This window comes from Methylomonas methanica (assembly GCF_001644035.1).
In the GTDB taxonomy this organism is placed as follows: domain Bacteria; phylum Pseudomonadota; class Gammaproteobacteria; order Methylococcales; family Methylomonadaceae; genus Methylomonas; species Methylomonas methanica_A.
Window position 1 is genome coordinate 22,953 of sequence record NZ_LUUG01000064.1, and the last position, 15,283, is coordinate 38,235.

Here is a 15,283-nt window from a genome sequence, read left to right on the forward strand (position 1 = left end):
TCAAGATTATTTTTATGTTTGGAAACTCGCGACTGCTTTGGCCAAGCTAATCCGAGATTTATGCGGCTGGCCGGCTTTGACTAGCTATTGTCAGAGGTGGTTCGTGGCCAAGGTAACGGTATTGCACCGAATGTTAACCGCTGCCAATGGGCGCAATATGCTTTTGCCTATTGTCGCCCATTGGATTTGGCCTTACGGCCTTGGAATAAGTACAATTTGATAAGTCAGATAAATAAGGTGGAGGTTAACGGATTCTGCGTAGTGTCTTGGCAATATTGCGTCGACTAATGAATCCCAATCCACCCATCAGCATCCATGCCGCGCCGGGAAGTGGCACTGACGAAATAGGCGACGCAATGCCCAGTTTGATATTGTCAACCTGAGCATACGTCGAGCTAAAAATAATTTTATTCAGGTTTTTGAAGGAATCGTTGAAGTAAAGCGTTTCCAGTGTATTTGTGGTCGCGTCAAGCAAGAATGACTGACTGACGAAGCTTCCGGCTTGCGGGTAGCCATAGACAGAGAATTGCCTGCCGCTGCTTATAGTCCAAAACGAAGCTGCGTCCATACTGAGCAAGTCAAACGTACCGCCATCCTGTTTTTCCAGTAAAAAGGCGCTACCATGATTTGTGACTACCCCGGAATATAAGCCGACACTACCGGTCCAATAAGGGCTGGAAGGCATGATCGCGTAAATGGTTCCACCACTTAACTGGAATGACACCCCGGCCAGCGTGGTCAATTTGAAACCGTCTTCCAGATAAGGTTTGGCTACTGAAATCACGGGGTTACTGGGATGTAAAGGAACACTGTTGAAATCTAGTGTGGTGACGGCGGCATTGCCTGAGTTTGCAAAACCGGCAAATAACATTGCGAAAGCACAAAACCGTGTTTCTTTCATTCAATTCTCCTAATTAATTGAGGTGTGGGTTTCATAAAGGCTTCAGTCTAACGAAACCGATTTTTTGTAGACACTGCACAAAGGGGTAAGGAAAAGGAGATTTTTTAATTTTTAGATATTTCCATGACTTGCCGCCCGAATGAGGAACGGGCGCAATCTTTATCAAGCGGGGTACAACAATATGGAGGGCTCAGCACTTGCCGGGCGGCTTCGCAGATTTCGGCGTTTTTTCACCAAGCAGGCGGATCCAAAACCACAATTCGAACAGACCACCCACAATAAACGCGAGATTGCCGGCCCCGGAGTATCCAGCAAAATATAACGCCAAAGCAAGGATCAAGATGATGACTGTAACCACATGATTTTGCATATGCCTTTCACTCCCGTACTCAATTTACTCATTATCTATCCCCAGCAGATTATTCTATCTCGGGCAAAATTCGCCAACTTAACGGTCACCAGACATCACTGGTATCCCGTTCGGGTCTATCGACAACTCAGGTTGAAGGCTCTTCGAGCAACAAGGCGAGCGATTCAAATTGATTTTGAGCGAGACTATGATGCGGAAAAGTCGAATTTCATTCACGCTAAGCCGGTCAAGCGCGCTTATGTGAATTTACCTCAGCATTGGTTCTATTCAAGTGCAAACAACTTGCGGGTAATACAGCGGTGATAGAGATTGGAGTTTGTTGATCGACGCTGAAGCCTCCGGTGCTTCGTTCCCAGTGCGAGGAAACGAAGAAAATGCGCCGAATGTTTTAAGGCCGACATGCGGCGCAATGCGGCTACGCCTCTTGAAGCCTGCTTTGCCGAGATAACGACTCCCGTAACTTCATGGATTTTTGCAAGTTCTTTAGAGGCACTTGCCAAGTGGGATTGCTCTTTACGGTCTTAAACAACTGGGGAGTTTTTACGCCAGAGAAGGCTGCATAGCCCCATAACGAACAAATAGATACTCCCTGGAAGTGGGACGGTGCCTATCGGTACTGCTGAACGTGTCCAATAACCACCATAGGAAGATGTGTCCACCGAGGTTGTTGTGGTTCGCTCTGAATTGCTCCAATGGTCTGTATCGGTTGTAATTACGGCATCCCAGCTTGGGTTGTTCTGAACATTAAAGATGCTTTGAATGGAGTAATACGAATCTCCACTGGGGCTAATGTAGTTGTCATTAGCTATTATTTTCCAGTCTTTTATGTCACCGGATGCGTCGATATCAAATGACACATTTAGTACTTTATGGAATCGGTTTCCATAAATCTCTGGATCGAGCCGAAAATCATCAATTGTCCTAGTACCATCCGTAATCCTAAAGCCATTAAATGGTGAAGTATCTGTCGTTAGATCGATATTTTTATCAAAATGGCCTGTATTAGAAATCAGAGCATCATTAATTTGAAAGTTAATCTGGACTTGGTACTTTCCATAATAAAATGGATTTCCAGTATAGGAGTAGTCAATAAGCTGAGCTGAGACTAGTGAGCTGTAAAAACTCAGCAGAATGACCACGGATGTTGGAAATAATAGTTCGGCTGGATTTTTCATAAATACTCCTCGGGCTAAAACGTAAGCAGTATCGATAATTAATGCATAAAGGTTCAATCGGTAGAAATACCTAATCAAGGCCAAGCAATACTCATATCTAAGGACGCATTAGTGGTAGTGGAATGCGCCGAATTTCTGGAAGCCAACCTGCGGTGCATTCGGCTAAGCCTATTGACGCCTGACGACTGGGCCTAACTGATAGATTGGGAAAATGCCTTGCACCTAAAAGCTGTATCAGTTCGCCATAGCTTTTTGAAGGTTGACGTCTGAATTTTAGCCCATCAAATAACGCCGACCACACTTCGAATGGCCGCGACCGGGCAGACACCGAAGTCGTTGGTGTATAAAACTATCCGGAAGGCATTCCCGGCCAGTCTGGCGGTACCTCCAATTCTTCCAGCTTTACCGCCGAACCTGCTGGCGTTGCCTTCCCGATTCCCGAAGGTGCGCTCGCCATATTGGGATACATGTTCCAGGGATTGTCATATACCGCCGGGACTTTTTACGATGCCCTCGCGGTGGCTGGTAGCGCGCACCGATGCTTCGGAAGTCTCTGCAACGCGATTGGCTATGACTTGCGCCCCGTCTTACTCCCAAAGGCTATCAATAAGATCATTGCTGCAAATGCCTATTTAGGAATGGCCGTAGCCAGCTCCAACGCCCGATCCAGTTCCGCCAATGTGTTGTAAAAATGCGGGGAGAATCTTATGCCACCGCCGCGCAGCGCGCAGACCACGCCATTTTTCTGTAAGTGTTTATAGAGCACGTCGTTGTCTATGCGCCGGTGTTTGAAGTTGACGATGCCGGATTTCAAACGGCTGTGTCGCTCAGACAGCAAAATCAGTTCGTCGTTGGCGTTGATGGCGTCGCGCAGGTAGTCGCTGCGTTCCAGAACCAGGGCTTCGACTGTTGCCATGCCGGTTTCCAGCAGCAAAGATAAGCTGGCGGACAAGGCGTGTATCCCCTGCATATTCGGACTGCCGCATTCGAAGCGTCGGGCGCCGGGGTGAATCTCCCAAGGTAGGTTTTCGTAGTTATGCGTGTCTTTCATCATATGCCAGCCGTATTGGCTGAGCTTGAGCCGGTCGCGGGTCGCCGGGTTGGTGTAAAACACCCCCAGGCCTTCCGGGCCGAATAGCCATTTATGGCCGTCGGCCATCACGAAGTCGGCGTGATAGGCTTGCACGTCGAACTGCACCGCGCCCAGACTTTGAATGGCATCGATGCAAAACAAAATGCCGCGCTGCCGACAAAAGTCGCCGATGCGTTCCAGGTCCATACGCAAGCCGGAAGCGAATTGAATGGAACTTATAGTCAGCAAACGGGTGGCGCTGTCCACCAGCGCAAACAAGGCGTCTTCAGGCGTGTCGGCGCTGTGCAAATCGGCTTCTCTAAATGCCACGCCGCGTTCGGCCAAGGCTTGCCAGGGCAGGCGGTTGGAGGGAAATTCCTGGTTGCTGGAGACAATGTTGTCGCCGGCCTGCCAGGGTAAGCCAAAAGCCACGAAAGACAACGCTTCCGAGGTGTTTTTCACCAGTGCGATGTCGTTGGCCGAAGGTGCATTGAGCAAGGTCTGCAATTGGCGGCGGATTTCATTTTCCTTTTTCAACCAATCCAGATAGTAATGCGAGCCGAATTGGCAGTTTTGTTCGGCAAATTGAATCACCGCCGCGCTGGTGCGTTTCGGCCAAGGGGCCACTGCAGCGTGGTTGAGGTAGATCAAGTCGTCGATTAGGGGGAATTCCGGATGTCTCATAAGTTTTACCGCGCCGCAATTTGAAGTGCGATCAGTATAATTTATCGACTGTTTCCCGGCTTGGCCGTTTTAGGCCTGATCGTGATCGGGACGAAGGCTATGTTTTTAGGTACCAACGCGAACGAAGCCAAAGGGAACCTGCAAAAAATCCCCTCATCCCAAGCTTCTCGAGGCGGGATAAGGTGTTTTCAATGCTTGGAAGTCCCTAAAAATAACTAAATCGCTTGGTTTGACGTTTGCAAAGTCAGGACTGTCTGGGTTGTATCAGCATCGTGCGCGCCAGTCTGTACCATTGCTTATTCTCTATGGTATCCAGTTCGGCGGATGTCGGCAGATTGTCGGTATCAAGATATTGCGCGGTGTAGCGGTGCGGCCTGCCGACGCAAAGATCCAGGGCTTTTCTGCAAGGATTTAGCTGGTAATTACCCCGGTGCAGCATTTGCGCGTCAAAAATCAAAATATCTCCCGGCTCCAGGCCGATTAGTACTGAGTTCGGCAGTGACTCGCTGTTGGTATGGCCGTTAAGTTCCAGTCTGACATTTCTTTCCAGTTCGGTATCCCAGCGTTGGTGGGTGCCGGGTATCAATTCGATGCCGGTTTCCGGTAACAGCGGTATCCGAATATGCAAAGCCAGGATATTGGGCTGCTCGGCTTGCAAATCGGCGTCGTCAATCGGGCTGTATTGCATATCCCGGTGCCAATAGGGCTGGCGGCTATTTTGGTGGGGGTTGAAGAAAAGCTGGGTGTTGTGGAAATAAATCTCCTCGCCAAATAGATCGGCTAACAGTGTCGTAAGCTGTTTGGCACTAAGGAGTTGAAAGAAGCGCAGTCTTTCGGCGTGATGTTGTTCGAAATAACGCGGATGGGTCAGCGAATGCATGTTGACCAGCCTTTGTTCGATGTAACTGCTATGGTTTTCTTTTAGCCATTGCCCATGAATTCGATCGACGATTTTGCTCAAGGCATCGACTTCCGAGGGGCTGAAAAGCGCTTTGACGACTAGATATCCTTGCTGCCGGTAGGTTTCCGCTGATTCCATGTTTTTACCGTTCATTGCTGAGAATGATTTAATCGCGGCAATCTACTTTGAGGTTTATGCCGATAAGCCATTCGCCGGTTTTTGGCTACAAATTGCATTGATTACCTATTTTATATCGCCGGCAATTCGATATTTCAATTGGGTTGTCAGTCTAGCCGGCGGTCTTCAGCGCTATCAACTGGTTAGCGTCAGCCGACAGTGCTGTGCTGGTTCAGCCTATTCGGCCAGAGAAATAAACCCAAAGGGCAGCGTCTATCCGCCGCAGCCGGAAAAAATGACCGGAAGGCTTTTAAAACAGGTTACGATCCTAATATATTAAACGGCGTTTTTATTTTGGTTGATGGATATGATGGAATTAATCTGGATTGGCACGGCATATATCGCTGGTTTGGTGGCCAGCCGCCTGTCTTTTCCGCCGCTGGTTGGTTACCTGGTGGCCGGTTATGTATTGCATGCTCTGGACATTGCGGTGCTCCCCGATCTTCACCATTTGGCTGAGATCGGTATCGAATTACTACTGTTTTCGGTCGGTTTGAAGCTCAAGCCCAGTTCGCTGATTCGCCGCGAGGTGCTTAGCGTCGGCGGCTCGCATTTGTTGTTAATGGCGATGACTTCCGCTTTGGTATTTTTTTGGCTGGACGAGCATATGACCGGCGGCTTGGTGCTGGGTATCAGTTTGGCGTTCTCCAGCACGGTGTTGGCTCTTAAGGTGCTGGAAGATAACGGCGAGTTGTCCTCGCTGCACGGCCGGGATGTGATGAGTATCCTGATCTTGCAGGACATCGTGGCGATCGGGCTGCTGGCGCTGGCCGAAGGCAAGCAGCCGACGCCTTGGGCCCTGGCTTTATTGTTATTACCGCTGTTGCGGCCGATTGCACATCGGGTGTTATCGGTCAGCCGCTCCTCTGAACTGAAGCTGTTGCTGGGCGTGACGCTGGCATTGGCGGGTGGCGTCGCAGCGGAAAGCGTAGGCATTGCCGCCGATATTGGCGCCTTGTTAACCGGCGTCATGTTGGCTAATCATCCCAGGATAAAGGAGTTAAGCGATAGGCTGTGGGGCTTGAAAGAGCTGTTTTTGGTCGCGTTTTTCTTGCAGATCGGCGTCAGCGATTTACCGAATCGCGAGCAGATCATAGATGCCTTGCAATTGCTGGCTTTGTTGCCGCTGCAAGGTGCACTGTTCTTTGGTTTATTTGTGGTGGCCGGACTCAGGGCGCGCACCGCATTCGTCTCGTCTTTGGCCTTGATGACCTACAGCGAGTTTGCGCTGATTACCACCGGTGCGGTGGTAAAAGCCCAACTATTGCCGGCGGAATGGAACGCCATTATCAGTCTGGCGGTGGCCGGTTCGTTGGCGATTGCCGCGCCGTTAAACCGTTATTCGCATAGGCTGTTCTCCTGGGCCGAGCCGGTATTGGTGCGCCTCGAACGAAAGTCCGACCATCCGGACCGCTTACCGGATTCATTCGGCGCCGCCGAATGGCTGGTGATAGGCATGGGACGGACCGGTGGGGTGGTGTATAAAACCTTGTGTCAGCAGGAGCAGCGCGTGGTTGGTTTGGATGCCGACCCTACTGTGTTGGAATATCATCTTGCCGCTGGTCGGCGAGTGGTCTACGGCGATGCCGAAGATACCGAATTATGGACCGGTTTACCCTTACATAAAGTCAAAGGCATTTTCCTCACCGTACCGGCTTTTGAAGTGCGCCTGACTGCCGTGGCCCAGCTTAGAAAGCGCGGTTTCACCGGGCAAATCAGCAGTATTTGTTATCACGGTGTGGAAGAGCAGCAATTATTAAGTATGGGGGCCAATGTTGTGATTCATCCTTTGATTGAGGCCGGTAACCGCCTGGCGCGTCTGATGTTGGAGAGTGACGAAGCAAGCCGGCTGAAATAAGCCAAAATAGAACCCTCTCCCCATGGGAGAGGGCAGGGTGAGGGATGTAAATAATTGATTTTAATACCCTCATCCCAACCTTCTCCCGAAGGGAGAAGGGGTTTTTTAATTTTCAGAAGTCCCGTGTGCTTATTCCGGCTTGCCGGAATCGGGCATATCGCCCAGCCGCTTGCCGACTTTAAATAAACTCCACGCCAGCACCAGCACCATCAAGCTGATCGCCAAACCGAGGAATAGGTGGCTATTCAATAGCTTGGCAAAATCGAACTTTTCCTCTTCAGGCGCCAGCGCGGTTTCCGGGCCCAAGCCGGCGAGCGTGCTTTGATAGCCTCGGCGCAGCAGCTCCTGGATCGGTGCGACATCGTAGCGCGGGGCCTCGACGTGATCGGCGCCATACTGCAAGCGATAACTTACGCCGGCTTGCGGCAGAAACAACAATTGATAACCAAGCCCGCTGCCGGTAATGGTGTTGATATGCAAGATAGGATTATCTTGATTGCGGATCAGGATACGGTAATGCGCCTGGCGTTGTTCCGGGAAGGAAATACCGGTTTGGTCGCGGTTGATGTCTTGATAATGCAAGGCTTCCAGCGTGGCGCTGCCGATGGTCTGCATTTGGGTGGTTATGCCTTGTTGAAGCGGGATTTGTACTTCCGCGCCCCGGCTGAAATTCGGCGTCATGATTTGCAGGTTAAAGCCGGTCAGCGGTTGCCGCAGGGTTTCGATGTCGACCACACTGGTTTTATGTTCCGCATCCTGGCTGATTTTGAAGCTGCTGACCGGGTAATCGAAGGCTTGATAGTCCGCCGCCAGCGTTTCGCTGTTGAGATGCCATAGGTCGATGCGCTCGACATGTAGCGCTTCGGTTTGCAATTGTGTTGACTCTTCGCGCTGCACTTCCTCGTTACCGCGTAGCGTGCGGGTCAATTCCAATAGTTCGGCAACGCGGGTTTGATTGGCTTTGGCGACGACGATTTTGAACTGGCGGAAGCTGTTGGCGGGTAAGGAGACGTCGCGGTTGCCGACGCTCATGTAGCGCGAGTAATCGTAAATCAGCGATTTATCTACCAATAGCTGCCAGTTTTCGCCGTCGTTGGAACCGTGGATTTGCAAGGCGTATTCAAAATCGTGTTGGCTGGTGACCAGACTCAAGCCGTCGGCGTTGGCCGCGTTTTTGTCCAGCTTTACGGTGATTACGAAGCCTTCGTCGCCGAATTTTTGCAAGTCCACCGTTTCGCTACGGGCCGGTTGGCGGCGGCTTACGGTTTTTTGGCCGGCGATTTTTTGCAGCAAATACGGGGTTTCGATGCCGTTTTGATCGGTCAGGCGCAGGTCGCGAAAATCGGCGGCGCTGTTGGCGTAAACCGCGCTGTCCAGCGGCACGGCCAGCAAGCTTTGTTGCGAGCTATCGGGCGTTAGCACGGGCCTGCTAAACCGGTAAGCGGGTGCTTCGTTGGCCTGCGCCTGAGCAAACAACAGGCAACCCAATACTGCAAATTTGGCGATCATGATCATGTTTTTTGGTCGGTATTGCCGATAAAAGTTTGTTGATAACGCATGTAAAAAAACGCGCCGCCCAGCGCCAGCATGCCCAGCACGATAAAGGCGACGATCCGGTAAATTTGTTCTAGTCGGGCGAGATCGATAAAAAACACCTTCCAGGCCACTAGCGCAAACAGCGCCAGACCGACCAGGCGCAAGCTGGAGATTTGCCGCTTGATGCCGTTAAACACCAGCGTCAACGCAAATATCGACCACAAGATCGACACACCGCCGGAGCGTAAACCCGGCACATATTGATACAGCAGCGAGTTAATTTCCAGGCTTAAAAAGGTAAACAGCAAGACCAGGGCCGCGCCGCCCAGCCAGTGGCGGATGTTGCCGGTGTCGGCTGTACTGTCCGATAAGCGGCGCAAGGCAAACAGCAAAAAGCCTATGGTCGCGGCAAAATCCAGCAAGCGCATCAAGGCCAGTTCGAACGAATAGCCGCCGCCGTAACGCAGGGTCCAAACGCTGTCGCCGACCGCGATATGGCCCAAAGTCAAATCCCAGGACGGCAGATCGAACAGCAGCATTTTAACGAACACGCCGATCAGGAACAGCCGCATCGCTTGTAGCAGCCAGTACCCGGCGCCGGCTACGTAGCGGGATAAAAGCAGCCAGCACAGCGCCAGCCAAATCAACGTCAATACCGGTAATTGCAAGGGCGGATAAAGATAGGCAAAGCTGCGGAACAACTCCAATTGCAGCACGATAAACAACAGGCCGCCGCCGACCAGCAGGATGATTTGCAGCAGCAGATTGTCTTTTAGCCATAGCGGTACATCGTTTCCGGCAGCGCAAGCCAGCGGTGAAGCAGGCGCCGGCTTTTCGATCAGCGTATAGGCCAATGCCAGCGACAATATCGGGATGCCGAAGCTGATTACCCGTTCCAGCAAGCCCAGCAAGAAGGTGCCGAACGATTGCTGGCTATCCATTTGCATGCCGTATTGGCCGGGCAAGTCGATGAAACAAAAACGCACCAGCACCAGGGCATACAGCAGATACGCCACTTGCTTTAAAAACGCGCTCCTTAGTTTGCCCGCCATCCATAGCATCACCAGGGCTTGTAGAGACCAACTGACAGTAATCCATTGATTGGACAACAGCAAGGGCAGGGTGATGGTCACAAAAAACGCCGCCAAACCAATGAAGCTGATCAACAGCTCTTTATCCGCCACCTTCCGCGCCAGACAGTAATAGACATGGCCGACATAAAATGCCGCTAGCGCCACGGTCAATAATGCAGTCCAGATTTGGCCGTAAGCGTCGTCGATCAAATGGTAAGCGGTGCCGAAGTAGATCGCGGCGTTGACGATCAAGCCGATTAAATCCAGCAGAGTCGATTTGGTTTGGTTGACCAGGCAAAACAAAAACACCGTGGTGGAATACAGCACAAAAAAGCCGGTCAAGAACGGCAATACCTGCCAAAAATACTCGACCTGATAATTCTGCATCGAGCCGAAGAACAACAGGTAATTAAAGAAAAAGCTCAGGAAATTTAATAAATGCCATTGCTTGTACCAGTTGATCGCCAGGATGCCGGTGCCCAGCAGTAACATGTAACTAAACAAACCGGGGAAATTGACCTGACCGGTGGAGAGCATGATGGGCGTGCAATAGCCGCCGATGATCGCAAAGATAGCGACCAACATGGAGTCCAGCTTGATCGCCAAAAACGCGGCGCAGGCGGTGACCAGTATCATCAGCGCGAAGGTGGGGTACACCTCAAGCAGATGGTAAAAACTATGCGCGGCGAACACGCTGAAATACAACACCGCGATACCGCCGCCCAGCAAACCCTGGCTGAACAAATGGTAGTTGCCGCCGACCAAGCGCACGCCGCCGATGATCATGCCCACACCGGCCAGCACCGATAGCGCCACCCGCGCCTGCTCGCCGAGCATGCCGTTATCGATGGAATATTTCAGGAAAAAGCCGATGCCGGTGACCAGAATCAACACGCCGATACGCAACAACCAATTGCTGGCGACCGCATATTCCATTGCCACGCCTTCCGGCCGATGGCCTTCGCCGACGATGATCCAGTTCCAGATTTCTTTGAGAATTTTCTGTGCGGCCAGCTCGAAACGGCTGGGCTCGGCGGGCTGCCAGCTAGCTTGATTCCAGGGATTTTCCTGGAGTGGCTCTACAGCAGGGCTTGGCGCTATTTCGGGTGTTGCCGGAGCCGGTTCGGCAGGGAGCTGGCTGGCGGTAATATCGAAAAGCACCTGTTCCGTTGCCGGCGTTTGCACTTCGAATAGCGCGGGTTGCGGCGGCGTTTCGGTAGTCGCAGTCGGCGCTTGTGGCCTCGCCAGCTCGCGCAGCAGTTTGCGGTCTTCGCGCAGCGCCGCTTCTATCTTACGCAAGGTTTGATTAATTTCATCCTGATTACGTTTTTGGCGGCCCATTAAAACGGCCAACATCGCGATCATTACGATGGGTACCAAAATCAGGATAAACGCGATAAAACCTAAAAAATCGTCCACGGCAACTCTCCAAGGCTGGGCAAACGGCGGGTTATTTGGGTATTGAGCAGGCTTTTCAGGTTACGGCCACGTTTTCTGCACAAAACCGGCGACGCGCTAGGTTAAGCGTCAATTTGCAAAAGTAGTCGTATTCGTGAGCGGCGTCACTATTCAGGATAACCGCTTGTTACTCTGATTGCTATATGTGGCCCGTGCGGCAAGGATTTGTTCTATGCTTGATGCATGGATTACAAGGGTAAGCTTAGGATTACATATAGATTTACCAGGAGCTGCCGACAACCCAAGATGTATAACCACACACTCCAATGCATTGGCTGATCTCATGAATAAGAACTCCACAATCCAATCCAAAATATTGCTGAGCATAGCCAGTGTGTTTTTATTGCTGATGTTTGTCAGTACGCTGTTTATGGCGGAAAGGCAAAAAGACATGATACAAACGCTGGCGACCGATAAAGCCCGGGATATTGCGAATAGTTATTTCGACGGCGTGAATACGCTGATGCTGACCGGCGCGATGGCGCAGGGTGAAGTATTGCGGGAAAAAGCCCTTTCGCATGCCAATGTCACGGAAGTGCGTTTAATTCGTGGCAAGGAGATTGCCGATTTTTACGGTCCCGGCAAAGCCGAGCAAAGAGCCGTTGATAATCTGGATGATCGAGCGCTGGCGGGTGAAAGCATCATTCAACCGGGTAACGACAAAAACGGACGCCTGATCACCGTGCTGGAGCCGGTTAAGGCTAGCGCCAATTTTCGCGGCACCAACTGCCTGACTTGTCATGCGGTGAGCGAGGGGACGGTGTTGGGTGCGGTGCGGGTGAGTTTTTCACTGGCAAATCTCGATGCGCAGATCAATCGCGATTTGGTGGTTGCGTCGGCTATCTCCTTGGTGATGTTTGCCGGCGGTCTGTTGCTGGTGAACATGTTGATGCGCAAGATTGTGGTCAATCCATTAGTGGCCATGCGCGATACGGTTAACGCCATTGCCGGACAGTCGGATTTACGGCAACGATTGCAAGTCGATTCCGGCGATGAAATCGGCCAGGTCAGCGTATCCTTCAATACCATGCTGGCTAATTTTGCCGGTAGCTTGGGGCAAGTGTCTTCTGTTAGCCAACAATTGGCGTCGGCGACCAACCAAATATCCGGAGTAGCCAGGCAAACCTCGCAAGCGGCCACGCAACAACGTAGCGAAACCGAGACGGTGATTCAAGCGATTCACGAACTGGAGAATTCTGTGCAGGACGTGCGCGGTGGTGCTACCGGTGCGGCTCAAGCTTCCGTGGAAGCCGATCAGGAGGCCGCGCAAGGCGCGGCGACGACTAAAAATGCCATCAATGGTATCAACGAACTGGTGAATGAAATCGACCGCGCCGCCGAAGTCATCAAGCGTCTGGATCAGAAAAGTAACGGTGTCGGCGCAGTGTTGGATGTGATCAAAGGCTTGGCCGAGCAAACCAACTTGTTAGCCTTGAACGCCGCCATCGAAGCCGCCAGGGCCGGCGAGCAAGGGCGCGGGTTTGCGGTGGTGGCCGACGAAGTTCGCACCTTGGCAACCCGTTCGCATAAGGCAACCGAGGAAATTCAAAGCATCATCGATCAATTGCAACGCGAAGCCAAAGACGCGGTGATGGTGATGAACAACGCCAAAAACAGCGCCGAGCAGCGCCGCGAACAAGTGCAAAGCGCCGACCAGGGTTTAAGCGCGATTGCCGAACGGGTCACACAGATTCGCCAATTGAACTCGCGGATGTCGCAAGCCGCCGACAATCAAAGCCGTGTTGCACAGCACGTGGGGCAAAGTATCACCAATATCGGCCAACTCACCGAGCGCACGGCTCAGGATGCCGCGCAGACTAATGCCGCCAGTAACGAGTTGGTGAAATTGGCCGTGCAATTGAATGAGTTGGTTAGTCAGTTTAAGCGATAGTCTTGCAAGATAGATTCAACGTGCCTTACTGATTGATGCGTGACATTTATCGGTGAGCACATTTCTCGGTCAATTGCCTATGTGTATCAGCAAGTCTCAGCCCGTGTTCAACGAGTCCAGCGGGCGTTAAGTGTGTCGAGTCTGCTTTTTGCAGACCGAGCATGGATGATCTGGCGACACATTCTTCCTGGTCTGCGAGAAACTGTTGTGCTGCCTGGACTTGCGGATTCATTTGCATGCTGGGATGCGCTTCGTCGGCGCCGAGTATGATGGGAACGCTATCACCTATGACTTCCTTGCGGAGGTGGCGAATAATTGAGTTCAGCCTGTCAAGGTAAAGTTTGGCGTTTTCGAGGGTTATTGCGTCATTCTCGCCTTGTATCCAAAACAGTCCACGGATCCGCACTGGCTCACCGCTCCCAGCTAATTTGGATATGGCGGATCTTAGATGTTTCACAAAATCGTCATATAAGCCATTTTGATTTGGCCCTAACCAGTCTTCAGCGAGGCTGGTCGATTCTTTGGAATACTTGAAAATTGCCGGGTTGAACCCTTGATCAGCCATCGATCTGGCAAAGCTGATTTCAGGGCCAAAATGCCCCTTGGGAAACCTTTTCCATTGTGGGCCTAAAAACGTCCACTCTTGGGAAGGTAAGGGCGGTGATGGACATTCAAAAACTCTGTTCAAACGCAACCGGAAATTACGCCAAGATTTTCCTAACGATGCAATGATTGACGTATTTGATTCGCTTGGGTGTTGAGTTTCCGCTTCAGCTTTTTCCGCTAGTTGGCGTTTGGAAACCGGTTGTATGTAATAAAAATCTATAGACAAGTCTTTAACGAACGAATCACAAGGAAATTTCTCAGCATTGCCCGCGTATCCTTGCATATTGCTCTGACCGACCATAACGAATAAATCAATATCGGCATTGGCAATACTTGGGAAACAACAAAGGATGAAGTAAAGCTTGAGTACGCCGAATCTCAAACTGCTTTTCCTATTGAGGATTCCCATTCTGCCCTCACCTAAACTAAATTTTACTGCTCGCTGCCCGCCGCGGACTCAAATAACGAAGTAACAGTTTTTGAGACGGGCGCTCAAAATAGTTAAATACCAAGTGTGCGGCCATCATGACAATAGCGGTGTAACAAACCAAACCTTCGCCCGAATTTAAAGCGATTGGTATCTTGAATCGAAATCCCCAAATTAAAATCAGCAGTGGAAAATGTATTAAATAAACCGCGTAAGAAATATCGCCCAGCCAGGTAAGGGGGCGAATTGACAAAATTCGGCCGACGATTTTCCCTCTGGAACACGCTATCACTAGTGTTGGCATCACTAAAGCCACGATCACGAATTGGGCTGGCATCAACGAGTTGACAGGCGTAGAGGAGAGAAAATAAATTAAAAAAACCGCATTGACGAGTGCTGCTAAGTCCCACCGCCCGTTAACTTGGGGTTGGAAATACATGACGATTTTGGCTGCTATAACGCCTACAAAAAAACCAAAACCCACGCGAAGTAGGCCGGTGTCCAGAAATCCGAAGGATAAGTGCAAATCTGTCAGCGATGGCTGACTAATGGCAAGCAGAACAACGGATCCAGCGGCTATTAAGATAGAGCAAGGCAATAGCAGTCTTGCCGAAAGCATTAAACCGAAAAATAGCAGGTTGACTACCCATTCCACGGAAATCGACCAAGAGGGGCCGTTGAACGAAAAGCCGGATTGCAAGCCGACCTGTTGAATCAAAAGCACGTTCAGTAAAAAATGATATGAGTCATTGATTTTGTACACGAATGGCTTGCCGTAAGCTTCCGCGAAAAAGTATTGCTCTATCGCAACCAACAACAGGGTGAGCCATTGCAAAGGGAACAACCGTGCCACGCGCCTTATCACCAGGCCACTGTAGCTGTGGTTATTAGAGTAGACCTGCGTCAACAAAAAACCCGATAGTACGAAAAACAGTTCGACCAGAAAATGAGAGCCGTTATAGACCGGCAACAATACAAGCAAGTCTGGGCCCGCGTTGTAATAATAGTGATAGTGGAATACGGCTACGCTGATTGCAGCCAGTCCACGCAAGGCGTCTAGTCCGGGGATGCGACCCTCTTTCGTGAAACCTAATCTTTCACCAGCCATCTGACCTTCCGTTTGCATATAGGGATTAAAAAATAATCTTTGTTGA

General features: G+C 51.0%; 12 protein-coding genes. 3 read left to right on the top strand and 9 right to left on the bottom strand.

From position 1 onward, the window contains the following. Positions 1-244: 244 nt before the first annotated feature. From A1332_RS10040 to A1332_RS10065, 5 genes are all read right to left on the bottom strand, one after another. Entirely contained in the window at positions 245-901 is a 657-nt protein-coding gene (locus tag A1332_RS10040; protein ID WP_064008356.1) for a hypothetical protein, read from the bottom strand. Positions 902-1,091: 190 nt separating this feature from the next. Next, positions 1,092-1,271, bottom strand: coding sequence for a hypothetical protein (locus A1332_RS10045; protein ID WP_064008357.1), 180 nt, complete (start codon positions 1,269-1,271; stop codon positions 1,092-1,094). A 521-nt stretch (positions 1,272-1,792) separates the two neighbouring features. Beyond that, positions 1,793-2,446 (bottom strand): hypothetical protein, encoded by a 654-nt coding sequence (locus A1332_RS10055; protein ID WP_064008359.1) that lies wholly within the window; start codon positions 2,444-2,446, stop codon positions 1,793-1,795. A gap of 628 nt (positions 2,447-3,074) precedes the next feature. After that, a complete protein-coding gene (locus A1332_RS10060) occupies positions 3,075-4,202 on the bottom strand; it encodes an aminotransferase class V-fold PLP-dependent enzyme (protein WP_064008360.1) in 1,128 nt (375 codons plus the stop codon). A 244-nt stretch (positions 4,203-4,446) separates the two neighbouring features. Further along, positions 4,447-5,241 (bottom strand): phytanoyl-CoA dioxygenase family protein, encoded by a 795-nt coding sequence (locus A1332_RS10065; protein ID WP_231890261.1) that lies wholly within the window; start codon positions 5,239-5,241, stop codon positions 4,447-4,449. On the opposite strand from A1332_RS10065, the gene A1332_RS10070 reads away from it, so the two are divergent. Further along, positions 5,240-5,560: a hypothetical protein gene (locus A1332_RS10070; RefSeq protein WP_064008362.1), complete on the top strand. Its 321-nt coding sequence runs from the start codon at positions 5,240-5,242 to the stop codon at positions 5,558-5,560. The two genes, A1332_RS10065 and A1332_RS10070, sit on opposite strands and share 2 nt — an antisense overlap. Before the next feature lie 27 nt (positions 5,561-5,587). Continuing rightward, on the top strand, positions 5,588-7,138 hold the full coding sequence (locus A1332_RS10075) for a cation:proton antiporter family protein (protein WP_064008409.1): 1,551 nt from the start codon (positions 5,588-5,590) through the stop codon (positions 7,136-7,138). Positions 7,139-7,267: 129 nt separating this feature from the next. On the opposite strand, the gene A1332_RS10080 is transcribed toward A1332_RS10075, so the two are convergent. Beyond that, positions 7,268-8,653: a DUF3999 family protein gene (locus A1332_RS10080; RefSeq protein WP_082879631.1), complete on the bottom strand. Its 1,386-nt coding sequence runs from the start codon at positions 8,651-8,653 to the stop codon at positions 7,268-7,270. After that, complete coding sequence (locus A1332_RS10085) at positions 8,650-11,166, bottom strand: DUF2339 domain-containing protein (RefSeq protein WP_064008363.1); 2,517 nt, start codon at positions 11,164-11,166, stop codon at positions 8,650-8,652. The genes A1332_RS10080 and A1332_RS10085 overlap by 4 nt, the downstream gene beginning before the upstream one ends. Positions 11,167-11,488: 322 nt before the next feature. Here A1332_RS10085 and A1332_RS10090 point away from each other — a divergent pair, with 322 nt between their 5' ends. Then, on the top strand, positions 11,489-13,096 hold the full coding sequence (locus A1332_RS10090; protein WP_064008364.1) for a methyl-accepting chemotaxis protein: 1,608 nt from the start codon (positions 11,489-11,491) through the stop codon (positions 13,094-13,096). A 46-nt stretch (positions 13,097-13,142) separates the two neighbouring features. On the opposite strand, the gene A1332_RS10095 is transcribed toward A1332_RS10090, so the two are convergent. Together A1332_RS10095 and A1332_RS10100 are read right to left on the bottom strand one after the other, a co-directional pair. After that, positions 13,143-14,111 carry a sialate O-acetylesterase gene (locus A1332_RS10095; protein ID WP_064008365.1) on the bottom strand — a complete coding sequence of 323 codons (969 nt, stop codon included), beginning with the start codon at positions 14,109-14,111 and terminating at the stop codon, positions 13,143-13,145. A gap of 16 nt (positions 14,112-14,127) precedes the next feature. Next, positions 14,128-15,237: an acyltransferase family protein gene (locus A1332_RS10100; protein WP_197491433.1), complete on the bottom strand. Its 1,110-nt coding sequence runs from the start codon at positions 15,235-15,237 to the stop codon at positions 14,128-14,130. Positions 15,238-15,283 lie beyond the last annotated feature (46 nt).